The organism is Nocardioides sp. P4_G4, assembly GCF_056401085.1.
The window spans coordinates 26,834-42,351 of record NZ_JBFUKA010000008.1; the positions used below are offsets into that span (position 1 = coordinate 26,834).

Below are 15,518 nucleotides of genomic sequence, written 5' to 3' on the forward strand. Positions count from 1 at the left end.
CGCCCCAACCTACGTTCGGACAGGCCCCCCGGACGAATCCTTTTCGGGCCCTCGGACCTCGGTGAAGCCGGCCCCGGCGAGCACCGCGGAGACGGCCGCCGAGGTGGGCTCGGTGCCCAGCAGGGTGGCGGTCACGAACTCCGCGGCGTACCGCTCGAACATGCCGCCGTGGCGCAGCATCGCGTGGCGCCCTCCCAGCACGGTGACGTAGCCGACGCGGGCCGTGGTGGAGAGTCGTCGTGCGACCGTCGCGGCGCGCTCCGGGGAGGCGATCCGGTCGTCGGTGCCGTGCACCACGAGGACGTCGCGGCCGGTCAGGTCGGCGTCGTCGGTGGGGTAGACCCAGGGGTTGAGGGCGACGGCGCTCCGGACGCCGGGACGGTCCGCCGCGAGCAGGGCCGCCCGGCCACCGAGCGAGTGCCCCACCAGGGCGGTGGGCAGGGAGCCGAGCGACCGCGTCACCTCGTCGAGCGCCCGTGCGACGTCCATCACCGGGGTGGTCGTGGCGTCCCAACCGCGGTGCGAGTTGAGCAGCCGGTAGACCGCCAGGCGCTTCCTCCCGGCACGGGCGATCCGTCCCGCCACCGGGACCATCCGCAGCACGGACAGCTGGGCGGGGCTGACCGTCGCCTGCTCGGCCCGGCTGGCGCCTCCGTGCAGGACGAGCACCACGCCCTCCGGGTCGCGGGGCACGTGGGTGGCGACCAGCCGGGCACGCGTCGACGGCACGTCAGCGGCCCAGGTCCGGCACGACCTCGGCGCCGGGGAGGTCCGCGAGGCTGCTGCCCGGGACGAGCAGCTTGGAGCGGCGTACGCCCGAGCCCACGATGACGACCGGCTCGGACAGGAGGCGCTCGTCGACCATCAGCCGCCAGTCCTGCGGCAGGCCCACCGGGGTGATGCCGCCGTACTCCATGCCGGACTCCTCGACGGCGCGCTCCATCGACAGGAAGGTCGCCTTGCGGACGTCCAGCAGCCGCCGGACGACGGTGTTGACGTCCGCCCTCGTGTCGGCGCGGACGACGCAGGCCGCGGTCCTCTCCTCGCCGCTACGACGACCCGAGACGACCACGCAGTTGCCCGACCCCGCCAGCGGCAGCTCGTACTCGGCCGTCATCGCGGCCGTGTCGGCGAGGTCGGGGTCGATCGCCACCACCGCGACCCGCCCGGCGCCGGACCACGCACCCAGGGCGGCGGCCACGGGAGGTGCCACCAGGTCGAGGTGGTCGAGCACGGGCAGGGACTCCAGGCGGGGGAAGGTCGGCAGCGTCACCCGACCATCATGTGGCATTCACCCTGAGGTCGCGCCACGGTCCCGCCGGCGCCTCGTGGGGACCGGACGCTGGGTCCATGACCGTGCTGGACACCACCGGGCCCGTCCTCGGCCGGACCTCCAGCCTCGTGCTGACCCCGTCGGTCGTGGCCCACCGCGGCGCCAGCGGGCACCGCCCCGAGCACACCCTGGACGCCTACCGGACGGCCATCCGGATGGGGGTCGACGACATCGAGCTCGACCTGGTGATCACCCGCGACGGCGTGCTCGTCGCCCGCCACGAGTCCGAGATCAGTCGCACCACGGACGTGGCGGACCACCCGGAGCTGGCGCACATGCGCGCCACCCGCACGATCGACGGCGTCGAGACGACCGGCTGGTTCGCCGAGGACCTCACCCTGGCCCAGCTCAAGACCCTCACGGCCCGCGAGCGGATGCCCCGGACGCGCTTCGCCAACACCGCCTGGGACGGTGCGGAGGGGGTGCCGACGTTCACCGAGGTGCTGGCCATGGTCGGCGCCGAGTCCGTGCGCCGCGGGCGCCCCGTCGGCGTGCTGGTCGAGCTCAAGCACGCGGCGTACCTCGACTCCCTCGGACTTCCGCTGGACCGGCCGTTGCTGGCCGACCTCGCCCGGCACGGTCTCGACCACCCGTGGGCGCGGGTCACGCTGATGTCCTTCGAGACGACCGTCCTGCGGCGGCTGGCCGGGCGCACCCGGCTGCCGGTCGTGCAGCTGCTGGACCTGGGCCACCGCCGGCCCGCGGACCTGGCCGCGGTCGGCGACCCCACGACGTACGGCGACCTGGTCACCCGCGAGGGGCTGGCCCGGATCGACGACTACGCCGACGGGATCGGGGCCCACAAGGGGCTCGTGCTGCCACGGGACGCCCACGGCGCCATCGGCGAGCCGTCCTCCCTGGTCCGCGACGCCCACCGCGCGTGGCTCACCGTCCACGTGTGGACGCTGCGGGCCGAGAACCGCTTCCTGCCGACGAACCTGCGCCGCGGTGCGGCCCCCGACGCGCACGGCGACATGGGCGGCGAGGTCCGGGCCCTGCTCGACGCGGGGGTGGACGGGATCATCACCGACCACCCCGAAGCGGCCCTGCGGGCCGTCCGCGCCTGACTCAGTACGTCGAGCCCCCGCGGCGGCGGCCGGTCAGCACCACCGCGAGCAGTCCGGCCACGCCGGCCGCGAGCCAGGGGAGCGGCATCAGCCAGCGCAGGTCGCCCGAGTCGATGGAGTCCGAGGCGAAGAGCGCCCAGATCGCGGTCAGGCCCAGGAAGGCCACGCCCATCACCAGGTGCCCGACGTTGACCGGGTGCCGACCGCTGGCGTCGCGGTCGGGCTCGGCAGGCAGGGCCGGCTCGTGGGCCACGCCGTAGGTGTCGTCGTTCATGTCGTTCATGTCGTCCCTCGTGAACTCGTCCATGTCCTCGTCCTCACTGCTCGCGCACGGTGACCTGGCCCATGCCCAGGTCCACCTCGATGGTCATGTCGGGCACCTCGTCGCCGCCGTCGACGAAGCCGTCCTGCTGGACGTCGAGCCCGCCGCTCTCCTGCCCGAGGACGTCGACGTTGCCGACCCCGGCCGAGGCGTCGACCGAGACGTCCATGCCGCGGGGGAGGACGACCTCGATCGCGCCCACCCCGCCGTCGACGGTGATGCGTCGGCCGTCGAGGTCCTCCACGTCGGTGACGCCCGAGAGGTCCAGGGTCATCTCGCCGGTCCCGAGGTCGTAGCTGTCGCGCACCTCGGCCGGGGTGGTGGGCGAGTAGGCGAGGCTGGTCCCGTCCCAGTCGCCCGACGCCGTCGCGCCCAGGGTGGCGACGCCGGCGACCAACCCGACCAGGATCAGGCCGCCGGCGCGGCCCCAGAAGGCGCCCAGGACGAGCATCGCGCCGGTGATGGCCATGGCCAGGGCCGGGTAGCCCGCCTCGGGCACATCGGTGCCGGCGCCGTCGATCACCCCCAGGGTGCCGATGCCGATCGCGATGAGGGCGAGCGTCGCCCAGAAGAGGATCGGTCCGCGCTTGCGCGGGTTGCGGGGGCGGACGTACGTGGGGCCGGTCTGTGTGAAGCCCGCATAGGTGGAGCCGGTGTACGTCGAGCCGGTGTACGTCGAGCCGGTGTACGTCGGGCCGCTCGTGACGGTCGGGGTGGCGCCCGGCGGCGTGCCCGGCACGGCCGCGGAGTGCCGCTGGTTGCGGTTGAGGAACCACAGCACCAGCAGGGCGACCACGACGACCGGCCAGGGGAACCAGAAGGCTCCGGCCCAGTCGCCGAGCGCCGCCAGGGCGGCGAGGACCCCGGCACCCATCAGCGCGATCCTGCGACTGCGCTCGTCGAGGCCGAGGGGCTGGTCCTCGGTCCCCTCCTCGGGCACCAGCAGCCAGCCCGCGGCGTACAGCAGCAGGCCGGAGCCGCCGAAGAACACCAGCACCACCAGCGCCACCCGCACGATGATCGGGTCGATGTCGAGGTGGCGGGCCAGGCCGCCGGCCACGCCGGCGACGTGCCGGTCGTCGACCGAGCGACGCAGCCGGCCGAGGTCGCGCATCTGCTCGGTGCTCACGCGGGGGCCGCCGGCCAGCGGGTGGGCCGGCGGCACGGTGGCCTGGTCCGCCGGCGGAGCGGCCTCGTCCGCCGGCGGGTCCGGGGTGGTGTCGGGTGGAGGAGTGGTGGTGTTCATGTCTCCAGCGTGGGTGCTGCGTCGTCGTCGGACCATCGGTGACGACCCTGAAAGCTGCTGGTGCCCGAGGGGTCGCACCTCAGGGTCGAGCCGGGGTCGTGCCTCATGGGAAGGATCGCCCTGGCCTGCGACGATGGTGTCACGATGAGCCTGCAACCGCCCGTACGCCGTGCCTACCGCGACACGTCCGCCCCCGTCGCGGGCGGTGTCGCGGCCGGGCTGGCGCGCCACCTCGGCGCCCACGTGCTGTGGGTGCGGATCGCCTTCGTGGTGCTCGCCCTCATCGACGGCCTCGGCATCCTGCTGTACGCCGCGCTGTGGGTGTTCCTGCCCGCCGACACCGCCTTCCCCGACGAGGCACCCGGACTGGCGAGCGCCCGCCGCGGCGGGCGGCGTCCGCGCCGCATCGGCCGCCTGGCCAGCGCGGGACCGGCGATCGCCATCGGTGCCCTGCTCTTCGGCGGCGTGCTCGCCTTCGAGGCGGTGTTCGGCCAGGGCGTGCTCTTCTGGCCGGTGGTCCTCGGCGTGGCCGGCATCGCCCTGCTGTGGCGCCAGGCCGACGAGGCGCAGCGGGAGCGGTGGCTCGACTCGTCGGGTCGCATCGACCCCTTCCGTGCCGTCTTCGGCAACGGCGGCTGGGCGGCGTACGCCCGCGTCGCGACGGGCCTCGGCCTCGTCGTGGTGGCCCTCGTCGTCTTCGGCGTCACCACCGGCTCGGTCCGCTTCGCCGGGCCGGTCGTGGTGGCCGGGCTGCTCGGCATCCTGGGGCTCGCGCTGGTGGTCGGTCCCTGGGTGCTGCGCCTGGTCAACGACCTCGGCGCCGAGCGCGCCGAGCGGATCCGCACCCAGGAGCGTGCCGACATGGCGGCGCACCTCCACGACTCGGTGCTCCAGACGCTGGCCCTGATCCAGAAGAACTCCGGCGACGCGACCATGGTCGCCCGCCTCGCCCGCGCCCAGGAGCGCGACCTGCGCACCTGGCTCTTCGAGGGGGAGTCCGCCGACGACGCGACCCTGTCCGGGGCCCTGCGCGACCTCGCGGCGTCGGTCGAGGAGACGCACCCGGTGGTGGTCGACGTCGTCACCGTCGGCGACTGTGCCGACTCCGAGGCGGTGCGCACTGTCGCCAACGCCACCCGCGAGGCCGTCGTCAACGCCGCCAAGCACGCGGGGGTCGCCCGCGTCGACGTCTACGCCGAGGTCACCGACGACGCGGTGGAGGTGTTCGTCCGCGACCGCGGCGCCGGCTTCGACCTCGACGCCGTGGCGTCCGACCGGCACGGCGTCCGCAACAGCATCATGGACCGGATGTCGCGCCACGGCGGTCGTGCCGAGGTCCGTACGTCGCCCGGTTCCGGCACCGAGGTCCGCCTGCACATGCCCCTGCGCACGAACCCACCAGCTCGAGGAGAGTCATGACCGAGTCCGCCCGTCCCGTCCGCCCGGTGCGCGTCGTGATCGTCGACGACCACGCGATGTTCCGGGCGGGGGTCCGCGCCGAGCTGGCGGCGGCCGGCGCGGGGGAGGTCGAGGTCGTGGCCGAGGCCGCCGACGTCCCCGAGGCGGTGGCCGCGATCCGCGAGCTGCAGCCGCTGGTCGTGCTGCTCGACGTGCACCTCCCTGGGGGTGGGGGCGTGGAGGTCATGCGCCAGGCCCCGTCGCCCCAGGCGCGCTACCTGGCGCTGTCGGTGAGCGACGCCGCCGAGGACGTCATCGGCACGATCCGCGGGGGAGCCCGCGGCTACGTCACCAAGACCATCACCGGCCCCGAGCTGGTCGACGCGATCGCCCGCGTGGCCGACGGCGACGCCGTCTTCTCCCCCCGTCTGGCGGGGTTCGTCCTCGATGCATTCGCCGGTTCCATCGACGTTGCGGCGGTCGACGAGGACCTCGACCGGCTCACCGAGCGCGAGCGCGAGGTGATGCGCCTCATCGCGCGGGGCTACGCCTACAAGGAGGTGGCCAGGGAGCTGTTCATCTCGGTCAAGACCGTCGAGACCCACATGTCGTCGACGCTGCGCAAGCTCCAGCTCTCGAGCCGTCACGAGCTCACCAGGTGGGCGTCGGACCGCCGGCTCCTGTGACCGACCCGATTGACAACCCGCACCTGAGTCCGGTGGGGTCAGGCCATTCCACCCTCCACTCGGGAAGTGAGGGCCCTCGTGGCCGACTCCACCGTCACCAGCACGCGATCCACCGACAACGATGACGACAACGGCCTGAAGAGGTCCATCACCGGGGCGCAACTCTTCTTCTACACGCTCGGGGACGTCCTCGGGTCGGGCATCTATGTCCTGATCGGCCTGGTCGCCGCAGCGGTCGGCGGAGCGTTCTGGATCGCCTTCGCGGTTGGCGTCGCCGTCGCCGCAATCACCGGTGCCGCCTACGCCGAGCTGGTCACCAAGTACCCGCAGGCCGCGGGCTCCTCCCTCTACGTCCAGAAGGCCTTCAACAACAAGGCGCTCACGTTCCTGGTCACCGTCTCGTTCCTCTCCGCGAGCTTCGCCGCCACCGGGTCGCTCGCGACCGGGTTCGCGTCGTACTTCGCTGAGCTGTGGGGTGGTCCGCCCGCGTTGCTGGTGTCGCTGGTGTTCGTCGCAGCCCTGGTGCTGGTCAACTACATCGGCATCACCGAGTCGGTGGTGATGAACATGCTGATGACGTTCGTGGAGCTGAGCGGCCTGATCATCGTCATCGGCATCGCCATCTACTACGTGGCCCAGGGCAAAGCGGACTTCGGGATCCTCGGCGACATCAGCGTCTCGGGCAACCCGGCGCTCGCGGTGCTCGCCGGTGTGGCGTTCTCGTTCTTCGCCATGACGGGCTTCGAGAACACCGCCAACGTCGCCGAGGAGACCATCGACCCCTACAAGGCGTTCCCGCGGTCCCTCATCGGCGGGATGGTCGTCGCCGGCATCGTCTACGTGCTGGTGTCCATGGCCGCGGCGCTGACGGTCCCCGTCGACACCCTGGCCGAGTCCCCAGCCGCGCTGCTCGAGGTGGTCAAGCAGGGCATCCTGCCGTTCTCCACCGACGCCATGACGACCGTCTTCACCATCATCGCCCTGGTCGCGATCACCAACACCACCCTGGTCACCCTGGTCACGCAGCCGCGCATCCTCTACGGCATGGCTCGCGAGGACGTCGTGCCGGGCGTCTTCGCCAAGATCCACCCGACCCGCCGCAGCCCGTGGGTCGGCCTGCTGTTCAGCGGTCTCGTTGTAGGCGCCCTGCTGGTCACCGGCTACGCCGTGACCGCGGCCGGTGGTGGCATCGACCTGGTCAACCGGCTGGCGCTCGTGACCGTGGTCTTCCTGCTCGCCATCTACGCGCTGGTGATCGTCGCCTGCCTCAAGCTGCGCGGACAGGACGAGGACGAGCGGGCGTTCCGGGCCAACACGCCCCTGCTCGTCCTGGGGCTGCTCGGCAACCTGGCCATCCTCTACTACGCGATCTACGACGACCCGCAGTCGTTGTTCTGGTGTGCCGGCCTCCTCGCGGTGGGTGTCGTGCTCTACGTCGCGGAGAAGCTCTTCGGCAGCAAGGGCACCGCGACCACCACCGCGCCGCTCGAGAAGGAGGTCTGACATGCACGTCGTCGTCGCCACGGACGGCTCCAGGCAGTCGCTGGCCGCTGCCAAGCACCTCAAGTCGTTCGCCGACCCGGCCAAGGTCACCGACGTCTCGGTGGTCGCGGTCATCCGGCCACTCGCCTCAGTCGCCTTCGCCGACGACCTCTCGGAGGGCACGTGGCCGGCGGCGGGCTCGTTCCGCGACGCGGCCCAAAGTGCCGTCGACACCATCGCCGCCGTCTTCGACGGCTGGGGCCCCACGGTCCACAAGCGGATCCGCAGCGGGTCGGCGGCCAACGAGATCATCAAGGCCGCCACGCAGTACGGCGCCGGTCTCGTCGTCGTGGCCGCCGGTGGCCGGGGCCTCAGCGACAGCGTGCTCGTGGGCAGCACGGCGCAGCGGGTGCAGCACTACGCACCCTGCCCGGTGCTCGTCGTACGTCCCCAGCCCCGCAAGCCGCGCAAGGCCTGAGCGCCCCCGCCGCTAGGGTGCCGCCATGGAGACCCTCCGACTGGTCCTGCTGCTGCTGCACGTCCTCGGGTTCGCCGCGCTCTTCGGCGGCCTCGTGGTCCAGGCGCGTGACGCCGACAAGACGGTCAACGCCGCCATGCGTGACGGCATCGGCACCGCGTTCCTGACCGGCCTCCTCCTCGTGGGGGTCCTCGAGTCCGGTGACACCACGGTCGACCACGCGAAGATCGCGGTGAAGTTCGCCGTCGCCCTGGTGCTCCTCGTGCTCGTCATGGCCAACGCGCGCAAGCCCACCATCCCCCAGGGGCTGTGGGCCGGGCTGCTGCTCCTGACGGTGGCCAACATCGCGGTGGCCATCTTCTGGGCGCCTGCCCACGCGGCCTGACGCAGATCGCCGGCCGGCCGGCTCCTGGGGCCGGCGTTGTCCCCTCCGGGACGTAGGGTTGGGACCGAGATGAGCATCCCCTTCCCGCTGCCCGGCTTCGAGTCCGCCCCGCCCGCCGAGGAGCCGCGCAGCACCCCCCGCGGCCCCTCCCGCGACGAGCTGCTGGCCGGGCTCAACGAGCCCCAGGCGGCGGCGGTCATGCACGCCGGGGCACCCCTGCTGGTGGTCGCCGGAGCCGGCTCGGGCAAGACCCGGGTGCTCACCCGGCGCATCGCCTGGCTCATCTCCGAGCGCAAGGCGCACCCCGGCTCGATCCTGGCCATCACCTTCACCAACAAGGCCGCCGCGGAGATGAAGGAGCGCGTCGAGGACCTCGTCGGCAAGCGCGCCCGGATCATGTGGGTCAGCACGTTCCACTCCGCCTGCGTGCGGATCCTGCGCAAGGAGATCACCGCGCTCAACACCGGCGGACTGGGCTTCAAGTCCAACTTCTCCATCTACGACGCCGCCGACTCCAAGCGGCTGATGACCCTGGTGCTCAAGGACCTCGAGCTCGACCCCAAGCGCCACCAGCCGGGTGCGGTGCTGCACTGGGTGAGCAACCACAAGAACGAGCTGCGCGACCCGGAGGAGGCCACCAAGGACGCCCGCAACGGCTTCGAGGAGGCCTACGCCGCGGCGTACACCGCCTATCAGCGGCGCCTGCGCGAGGCCAACGCGCTCGACTTCGACGACCTGATCATGTTGACGGTGCACCTGTTCCAGTCCTTCCCCGACATCCGCCAGAACTACCGCCGCCGGTTCCGCCACGTGCTCGTCGACGAGTACCAGGACACCAACCACGCGCAGTACGCCCTCATCCACCAGCTCTGCGGCCACGACCTCGAGCGTGGCGACGGGCCGGGGGACGAGCCCAGCGAGCTGATGGTGGTGGGCGACGCCGACCAGTCCATCTACGCGTTCCGCGGCGCCAACATCCGCAACATCATGGACTTCGAGCAGGACTTCCCCGACGCGGTGTCGATCCTGCTCGAGCAGAACTACCGCTCCACCCAGACCATCCTCACCGCCGCCAACTCGGTGATCTCCAACAACGCGAGCCGCAAGGACAAGCGGCTGTGGTCCGAGGCGGGCGACGGCGAGCGGATCGTGGGCTACGTCGCCGACGACGAGCACGACGAGGCCCGCTTCGTCAGCGAGGAGGTCGACCGGCTCGTCGACGACGGGCTCAAGCCCTCCGACGTGGCGATCTTCTATCGCACCAACGCCCAGTCGCGTGTCTTCGAGGAGGTGTTCATCCGCACCGGCCAGCCCTACAAGGTCGTCGGCGGAGTGCGCTTCTACGAGCGGCGTGAGGTCCGTGACGCGCTCGCCTACCTGCGCATGCTGGTCAACACCGCCGACCAGATCTCCGTGCGACGGGTCCTCAACACCCCCAAGCGGGGCATCGGGGAGCGCGCCGAGGCGTGCGTGCAGGCCCTCGCCGAGCGCGAGCGGATCACCTTCTGGGACGCGCTGGTCCGAGCCGACCAGGCCCCCGGCCTCGCCACCCGCAGCCTGAAGAACATCCAGGGCTTCGTCGCCATCGTGCAGGAGCTGCAGTCGATGGTCGACGCGGGGGAGCGGCCCGACGTGGTGCTCGAGTCCGTGCTCGAGCGCTCGGGCTACCTGGCCGAGCTCGAGGCCAGCGACGACCCGCAGGACGCCACCCGCGTGGAGAACCTCGCCGAGCTCGTCGCCGTGGCCCGGGAGTTCTCCGACGACCCCCAGCCCGGTCCCAGCGCCGACCCCGCCGACATCGAGGCCGGGACCATCGCGGTCGGGCTCGGCGACTTCCTCGAGCGCGTCGCCCTGGTGGCCGACGCCGACCAGATCCCCGACGCACCCGACGGCGAGGACGTCGGGGTGGTCACGCTGATGACCCTGCACACCGCCAAGGGGCTGGAGTTCCCGGTCGTCTTCCTCAGCGGCCTCGAGGACGGCGTCTTCCCGCACCAGCGCTCCCTGGGCGACCAGCCCGAGCTGGAGGAGGAGCGGCGACTGGCCTACGTGGGCGTCACCCGGGCGCGCGAGCGGCTCTACGTCTCGCGTGCGATGGTGCGCTCCGCCTGGGGCGCCCCCGCGCACAACCCGGCGAGCCGGTTCCTCGACGAGCTCCCGGTCGACCTCGTCGACTGGCGACGCACTGCGCAGGCGCAGACCCGCTGGGGACGTCCCGACCTCGCCGCCAACTCACCGGCCCGGCTCGGTGCGCCCACGGCGGCCGGCCGACGCAACTTCTCCTCCGCGGCGGCTCGCGCGGACGCCATGTCCAAGGCCAAGCCGGCGCGCGAGATCCCGTCGCTGGAGCCCGGGGACCGGGTGCTGCACGACTCGTTCGGGCTGGGCACGGTGGTCACGCTCGAGGGAGCCGGCGACAAGTCGGTGGCCTCGATCGACTTCGGGTCCGAGGGCGTCAAGCGCCTGCTGCTGCGATACGCGCCGGTCGAGAAGCTGTAGCCGAGACGGCTACGGCGTGACGCCGTGCTCGAGGAGCGCGGTGAAGGGGTCGACCGGGTCGCCGGCGCCGGGACGGACCTCGAGGTGCAGGTGCGGGCCGGTGACGTTGCCCGTCGCACCCACGGTGCCGATGACCTCGCCACCGCGGACCGTGTCACCGACGGAGACCAGGAACGACGTCTGGTGGCAGAACCACAGCTCGGTGCCGTCCTCGAGGGTGAGGACGGTCTTGTTGCCGTAGGAGCCGTCGTAGCCGGTCTCGGTCACGACGCCGTTGGCGATCGCGTGGATCGGAGTGCCCGAGGGCGCGGAGAAGTCGAGGCCCGTGTGCACGCTGGACCACAGGTAGCTGGACGCGCCGAACGTGGCGGTCAGGTGGTAGCTGTCCAGCGGGAGACCCCACTGGTTCTCCTTGATCTTGGCCGACTGCTTCTCGGCGGCCTGCGCATACTGCTGGAGAGCGGCGTGCTGCTCCTTGGCCTGCGCCTCGGCGGCCTCGATGAGCTCCTGGTTGGCCGCGTCGGCCTGCGCGTCGCGGCGAGAGTCACGCGAGACGACGGCGTCGCGGCCGGTGATGGGGGCGACCTGGCCGATGCCCGCGGTGCCGGCGGTGGCCAGCGAGCTGGAGCTGGAGGTGACCTGGCCGGCGAGGTCGGCGTCGGCGGCGGTGAGGGCTCCGCCGGCCGAGACGGCGAGGGCGGTGACGCCGAGGAGGATCGGCGCCGAGGGGAGGACGCGGAGGAAGGGGCTGCGACGGGCGGGGGCGGTGGCCCTGCGTCGTCCGGCGACGGGCTTGTCGACGACGGGTGCTGCCGAGGTGCTGCGGCGGTCGCCGCGCTGCGCTCGGTGGTTGCCCATGGGTCGTCCTCAATCTGCCGGTGCCGGGGGGAGGGGGTCGATCGCCCTCGGGCGAACCGACCCCAGACTGTAACGGAAGGGTCACGACCCTCGAAATCTCCGTCGTACTCGATTGTGGACGAGGTTCCGGGTGGTCGCAGCGGTTCACGATAGATGGCCCGTTCGGACCACTCCCGTGTGGGGTGGATCACGTCCGTGGGTGCCGGCCGACCGTCAGCCGCGCACCGCGGCGTACCGGTCGAGGGCGTCCTTGCGCTCCTCGGCGTGGTCGACGATCCGCAGCGGGTAGTCCTTCTCGTAGCCCACGTCGGACTTCCACGGCTCGTGCGCGAGCGCGCCGGGCAGGTGGTCGAGCTCGGGGACCCACCGACGCACGTAGTCGCCGTCGGGATCGAACTTGGTGCCCTGGGTGATCGGGTTGAAGACGCGGAAGTACGGCGACGCGTCGGTGCCCGTGCCCGCCACCCACTGCCAGCCGTGGTTGTTGGAGGCGACGTCGCCGTCGACGAGGTGGTCGAGGAAGTGACGCGCGCCGACGGGCCACCACACGTGCAGGTCCTTGGTGAGGAAGCTGGCGGTGATCATCCGCACCCGGTTGTGCATCCAGCCCTCGTGCAGGAGCTGCCGCATCCCGGCGTCGACGATCGGGAAGCCGGTCGTCCCGGTCCGCCAGGCCTCGATCGCGTCCTGCGGCTCGTCGTACTGCATGCCCGACAGGGCCGGCTTGAGGTCGGCCCACGACGACCCCGGGTGGTGCCACAGCACGTCGGCGTAGAACTCGCGCCACGCGATCTCGGTCTCGAAGGTCTGCGCCCCGCGACCGCGCAGGTCCGCGATGTCGGCGAGCAGGGAGCGCGGGTGGACGACGCCGAGGTGGAGGTAGGGGGACAGGCGGGAGGTCCCGTCCACGCCGGGCCGGTCCCGATCGGTGTCGTAGTCGGTCAGCAGCTCGTCGCGGAAGTGGCGCCACCGGCGCCACGCGGCGTCCTCGCCCGGCGTCGGCATGCCCTCCGGGCCGGTGCCGGCCGCGTTCTCGAGCAGCCGGGTGGCCCGCTCGTCGGAGTCGAGGGCGACCAGGTCCGGGTCGCGCGGCGTGGGGGCCGGCTCGACCCAGCCGTGGGCGCGCCAGGCCTTCGCGAAGGGCGTGAACACCTGGTAGGGCCCGCCCGAGCCGTTGAGGACCCGCCCCGGCCCCACGGCGTACGGCGACCCGGTGGGCTGGAGGGTCACGTCGCCCAGGGCATCGTCGACCGCCGCGTCGCGGCGCCGCCCGTACGGCGTCGTCTCGGCCGACACGTGCACGGTGGTGGCCTCCACCTCGCGGGCCACCTTCGGCACGACCTCGACGGGGTCGCCGTACCGGACCACCAGGCGGCCGCCGAGGCGTTCGTCGAGGGCCCGCAACGTGCCGGCCAGCCAGGCCCGCCGCGGGTCCCCGGCCCGCTCCCACAACCGGGGATCGACCACGAAGAGCGCCGTGGCGGGGCCGTCGGTGAGCGCTGCCCGCAGGGCCGGCTGGTCGCGGACCCGCAAGTCGCGTCGGAACCACATGACCGAAGACATGTCGTCCAACGTATCCGCGGAGTGAGCAGGGCCACGACGCCCGACCTCGATGTGACCCGCCTGACAGGTCTAGGGTGCCGAGAGGAAATCCCGACTCATACGCAGACGAGAAGGAACGGGTACGTCGTGGACTTGATGGAGTACCAGGCGAAGGAGCTCTTCGCCAAGCACGGAGTCGCCGGAGCGCTCGGCAAGACCGTCGAGACCTCCGAGGACGCTCGCGCGGCCGCGGAGGAGATCGGTGGCGTTGTCGTCGTCAAGGCGCAGGTCAAGGCCGGAGGTCGCGGCAAGGCCGGCGGCGTCAAGGTGGCCAAGTCGCCGGAGGAGGCCGAGGAGGCCGCCCGCGCGATCCTCGCGCTCGAGATCAAGGGGCTCCCGGTCAACCGGGTGCTCGTGGTCCCCGGTGCGTCGATCGAGGAGGAGTACTACTTCTCCTTCCTGCTCGACCGCTCCAACCGGTCCTACCTGTGCATCGCGAGCGTCGAGGGCGGTGTGGAGATCGAGGAGGTCGCCAAGACCAACCCCGACGCCGTCAAGCAGATCGCCATCGACCCGGGCACCGGCGTCGACGAGGCCAAGGCCCGCGAGATCGCGACCGAGGCGGCGTTCCCCGAGCCCGTCTTCGAGCAGGCCGTGACGATGATCCAGCAGCTCTGGAACGTCTTCGTCGAGGAGGACGCGACGCTGGTCGAGGTCAACCCCCTCGCCCGCCTCGCCGGTGACAAGCTCGAGGCGCTCGACGGCAAGGTCTCGCTCGACGAGAACGCCGAGTTCCGCCACGAGGACCACAAGGCCTTCGAGATCCGCGAGGAGGCCGACCCGCTCGAGGCGAAGGCCAAGGACAAGGGCCTCAACTACGTCAAGCTCGACGGCGAGGTCGGCATCATCGGCAACGGCGCGGGCCTGGTCATGTCCACCCTCGACGTGGTCGCCTACGCCGGCGAGGCGCACGGCGGGGTCAAGCCCGCCAACTTCCTCGACATCGGTGGCGGCGCCAACGCCCAGGTGATGGCGGACGGTCTCGACGTGATCATCCACGACGCGCAGGTCAAGAGCGTGTTCGTGAACGTCTTCGGCGGCATCACCGCCTGCGACGAGGTCGCCAACGGCATCAAGGGCGCGCTGGAGATCCTCGGCGACGAGGCGACCAAGCCGCTCGTCGTGCGCCTCGACGGCAACAACGTCGAGGAGGGCCGCCGCATCCTCAACGAGCTCGACCACCCGCTGGTCACCATGGTCGACACGATGGACGGCGCGGCCGACAAGGCCGCCGAGCTCGCCCACCAGGCCTGAGAGACGGAGAAAGAGAAGCAATGTCGATCTACCTGAACAAGGACAGCAAGATCATCGTCCAGGGCATGACCGGTGGCATGGGCTCCAAGCACACCACCCTCATGCTCGACGCCGGCTCCCAGATCGTCGGAGGTGTCAACGCCCGCAAGGCCGGCACCACCGTCGAGCTCGGCGGCAAGGACCTGCCGGTCTTCGGCAACGTCAAGGAGGCGATGGCCGAGACCGGTGCCGACGTCAGCGTCGTCTTCGTGCCGCCGGCCTTCACCAAGGACGCCTGCATCGAGGCCATCGACGCCGGCATCGGCCTGCTCGTGGTCATCACCGAGGGCGTGCCCGTCCAGGACACCGCCGAGGTGTGGTCCTACCTGCAGGGCAAGTCCACCCGGATGATCGGTCCCAACTGCCCGGGCATCATCACGCCCGGCGAGTCGCTGGCCGGCATCACGCCGCACACCATCGCGGGCAAGGGCCCGGTCGGTCTCGTGTCCAAGTCGGGCACCCTGACCTACCAGATGATGTTCGAGCTCAAGGACTTCGGTTTCTCGACCGCCATCGGGATCGGTGGCGACCCGATCGTGGGCACGACCCACATCGACGCCCTCGAGGCGTTCGAGAACGACCCCGACACCAAGGCGATCGTGATGATCGGCGAGATCGGTGGCGACGCCGAGGAGCGGGCCGCGGCCTACATCAAGGACCACGTCACCAAGCCGGTCGTCGGCTACGTCGCGGGCTTCACCGCCCCCGAGGGCAAGACGATGGGCCACGCCGGCGCGATCGTGTCCGGCTCGTCCGGCACCGCGCAGGCCAAGAAGGAGGCCCTCGAGGCCGCCGGGGTCAAGGTCGGCAAGACGCCGTCCGAGACCGCCGCGCTCATGCGGGAGATCCTGCAGGCTCTCTGAGTCGAT

The 15,518-nt window shown here is 71.8% G+C and carries 15 protein-coding genes; 9 read left to right on the plus strand and 6 right to left on the minus strand.

The window, feature by feature from the left end:
* Positions 1-9: 9 nt before the first annotated feature.
* Together AC1DQF_RS03310 and AC1DQF_RS03315 are read right to left on the minus strand one after the other, a co-directional pair.
* Positions 10-729: an alpha/beta hydrolase gene (locus AC1DQF_RS03310; RefSeq protein ID WP_477523785.1), complete on the minus strand. Its 720-nt coding sequence runs from the start codon at positions 727-729 to the stop codon at positions 10-12.
* 1 nt (position 730) lies between these two features.
* Positions 731-1,273 carry a YbaK/EbsC family protein gene (locus tag AC1DQF_RS03315; protein WP_477523786.1) on the minus strand — a complete coding sequence of 181 codons (543 nt, stop codon included), beginning with the start codon at positions 1,271-1,273 and terminating at the stop codon, positions 731-733.
* A 77-nt stretch (positions 1,274-1,350) separates the two neighbouring features.
* Between AC1DQF_RS03315 and AC1DQF_RS03320 the strand changes: the two genes are divergently transcribed.
* Positions 1,351-2,400 (plus strand): glycerophosphodiester phosphodiesterase family protein, encoded by a 1,050-nt coding sequence (locus AC1DQF_RS03320; RefSeq protein WP_477523787.1) that lies wholly within the window; start codon positions 1,351-1,353, stop codon positions 2,398-2,400.
* Between the two features lies 1 nt (position 2,401).
* On the opposite strand, the gene AC1DQF_RS03325 is transcribed toward AC1DQF_RS03320, so the two are convergent.
* Together AC1DQF_RS03325 and AC1DQF_RS03330 are read right to left on the minus strand one after the other, a co-directional pair.
* On the minus strand, positions 2,402-2,707 hold the full coding sequence (locus AC1DQF_RS03325) for a hypothetical protein (protein ID WP_477523788.1): 306 nt from the start codon (positions 2,705-2,707) through the stop codon (positions 2,402-2,404).
* A 10-nt stretch (positions 2,708-2,717) separates the two neighbouring features.
* Positions 2,718-3,968, minus strand: coding sequence for a PspC domain-containing protein (locus AC1DQF_RS03330; RefSeq protein WP_477523789.1), 1,251 nt, complete (start codon positions 3,966-3,968; stop codon positions 2,718-2,720).
* A gap of 144 nt (positions 3,969-4,112) precedes the next feature.
* On the opposite strand from AC1DQF_RS03330, the gene AC1DQF_RS03335 reads away from it, so the two are divergent.
* The 6 genes from AC1DQF_RS03335 to pcrA all read left to right on the plus strand — a co-directional run bounded on the left by AC1DQF_RS03335 (position 4,113) and on the right by pcrA (position 10,896).
* Positions 4,113-5,387: an ATP-binding protein gene (locus AC1DQF_RS03335; RefSeq protein ID WP_477523790.1), complete on the plus strand. Its 1,275-nt coding sequence runs from the start codon at positions 4,113-4,115 to the stop codon at positions 5,385-5,387.
* The gene (locus tag AC1DQF_RS03340; protein ID WP_477523791.1) at positions 5,384-6,052 is read left to right on the plus strand and encodes a LuxR C-terminal-related transcriptional regulator; all 669 of its coding nucleotides are present in this window, start codon (positions 5,384-5,386) and stop codon (positions 6,050-6,052) included. The genes AC1DQF_RS03335 and AC1DQF_RS03340 overlap by 4 nt, the downstream gene beginning before the upstream one ends.
* Before the next feature lie 66 nt (positions 6,053-6,118).
* The gene (locus AC1DQF_RS03345) at positions 6,119-7,555 is read left to right on the plus strand and encodes an APC family permease (RefSeq protein ID WP_477523792.1); all 1,437 of its coding nucleotides are present in this window, start codon (positions 6,119-6,121) and stop codon (positions 7,553-7,555) included.
* Between the two features lies 1 nt (position 7,556).
* The gene (locus AC1DQF_RS03350) at positions 7,557-8,012 is read left to right on the plus strand and encodes a universal stress protein (RefSeq protein ID WP_477523793.1); all 456 of its coding nucleotides are present in this window, start codon (positions 7,557-7,559) and stop codon (positions 8,010-8,012) included.
* A gap of 25 nt (positions 8,013-8,037) precedes the next feature.
* Positions 8,038-8,397 (plus strand): hypothetical protein, encoded by a 360-nt coding sequence (locus AC1DQF_RS03355; RefSeq protein ID WP_477523794.1) that lies wholly within the window; start codon positions 8,038-8,040, stop codon positions 8,395-8,397.
* A gap of 69 nt (positions 8,398-8,466) precedes the next feature.
* Positions 8,467-10,896 (plus strand): DNA helicase PcrA, encoded by a 2,430-nt coding sequence (pcrA, locus tag AC1DQF_RS03360; protein ID WP_477523795.1) that lies wholly within the window; start codon positions 8,467-8,469, stop codon positions 10,894-10,896.
* 9 nt (positions 10,897-10,905) lie between these two features.
* On the opposite strand, the gene AC1DQF_RS03365 is transcribed toward pcrA, so the two are convergent.
* On the minus strand, positions 10,906-11,754 hold the full coding sequence (locus AC1DQF_RS03365) for a M23 family metallopeptidase (protein ID WP_477523796.1): 849 nt from the start codon (positions 11,752-11,754) through the stop codon (positions 10,906-10,908).
* A gap of 213 nt (positions 11,755-11,967) precedes the next feature.
* Positions 11,968-13,317 carry a cryptochrome/photolyase family protein gene (locus AC1DQF_RS03370; protein ID WP_477523797.1) on the minus strand — a complete coding sequence of 450 codons (1,350 nt, stop codon included), beginning with the start codon at positions 13,315-13,317 and terminating at the stop codon, positions 11,968-11,970.
* 126 nt (positions 13,318-13,443) lie between these two features.
* Here AC1DQF_RS03370 and sucC point away from each other — a divergent pair, with 126 nt between their 5' ends.
* Both sucC and sucD read left to right on the plus strand, forming a co-directional pair.
* Positions 13,444-14,610, plus strand: a complete 1,167-nt coding sequence (gene sucC, locus AC1DQF_RS03375; RefSeq protein WP_477523798.1) for an ADP-forming succinate--CoA ligase subunit beta — start codon at positions 13,444-13,446, stop codon at positions 14,608-14,610.
* 20 nt (positions 14,611-14,630) lie between these two features.
* Positions 14,631-15,512, plus strand: a complete 882-nt coding sequence (gene sucD / locus AC1DQF_RS03380) for a succinate--CoA ligase subunit alpha (RefSeq protein ID WP_477523799.1) — start codon at positions 14,631-14,633, stop codon at positions 15,510-15,512.
* Positions 15,513-15,518: the final 6 nt, after the last annotated feature.

Coding starts and splice junctions, on each gene's coding strand:
- pcrA (WP_477523795.1), top strand. CDS start 8,467: ATGAGCATCCCCTTCCCGCTGCCCGGCTTCGAGTCCGCCCCGCCCGCC.
- AC1DQF_RS03320 (WP_477523787.1), top strand. CDS start 1,351: ATGACCGTGCTGGACACCACCGGGCCCGTCCTCGGCCGGACCTCCAGC.
- AC1DQF_RS03325 (WP_477523788.1), bottom strand. CDS start 2,707: ATGGACGAGTTCACGAGGGACGACATGAACGACATGAACGACGACACC.
- AC1DQF_RS03330 (WP_477523789.1), bottom strand. CDS start 3,968: ATGAACACCACCACTCCTCCACCCGACACCACCCCGGACCCGCCGGCG.
- sucD (WP_477523799.1), top strand. CDS start 14,631: ATGTCGATCTACCTGAACAAGGACAGCAAGATCATCGTCCAGGGCATG.
- AC1DQF_RS03370 (WP_477523797.1), bottom strand. CDS start 13,317: ATGTCTTCGGTCATGTGGTTCCGACGCGACTTGCGGGTCCGCGACCAG.
- AC1DQF_RS03335 (WP_477523790.1), top strand. CDS start 4,113: ATGAGCCTGCAACCGCCCGTACGCCGTGCCTACCGCGACACGTCCGCC.
- AC1DQF_RS03365 (WP_477523796.1), bottom strand. CDS start 11,754: ATGGGCAACCACCGAGCGCAGCGCGGCGACCGCCGCAGCACCTCGGCA.
- AC1DQF_RS03340 (WP_477523791.1), top strand. CDS start 5,384: ATGACCGAGTCCGCCCGTCCCGTCCGCCCGGTGCGCGTCGTGATCGTC.
- AC1DQF_RS03355 (WP_477523794.1), top strand. CDS start 8,038: ATGGAGACCCTCCGACTGGTCCTGCTGCTGCTGCACGTCCTCGGGTTC.
- AC1DQF_RS03350 (WP_477523793.1), top strand. CDS start 7,557: ATGCACGTCGTCGTCGCCACGGACGGCTCCAGGCAGTCGCTGGCCGCT.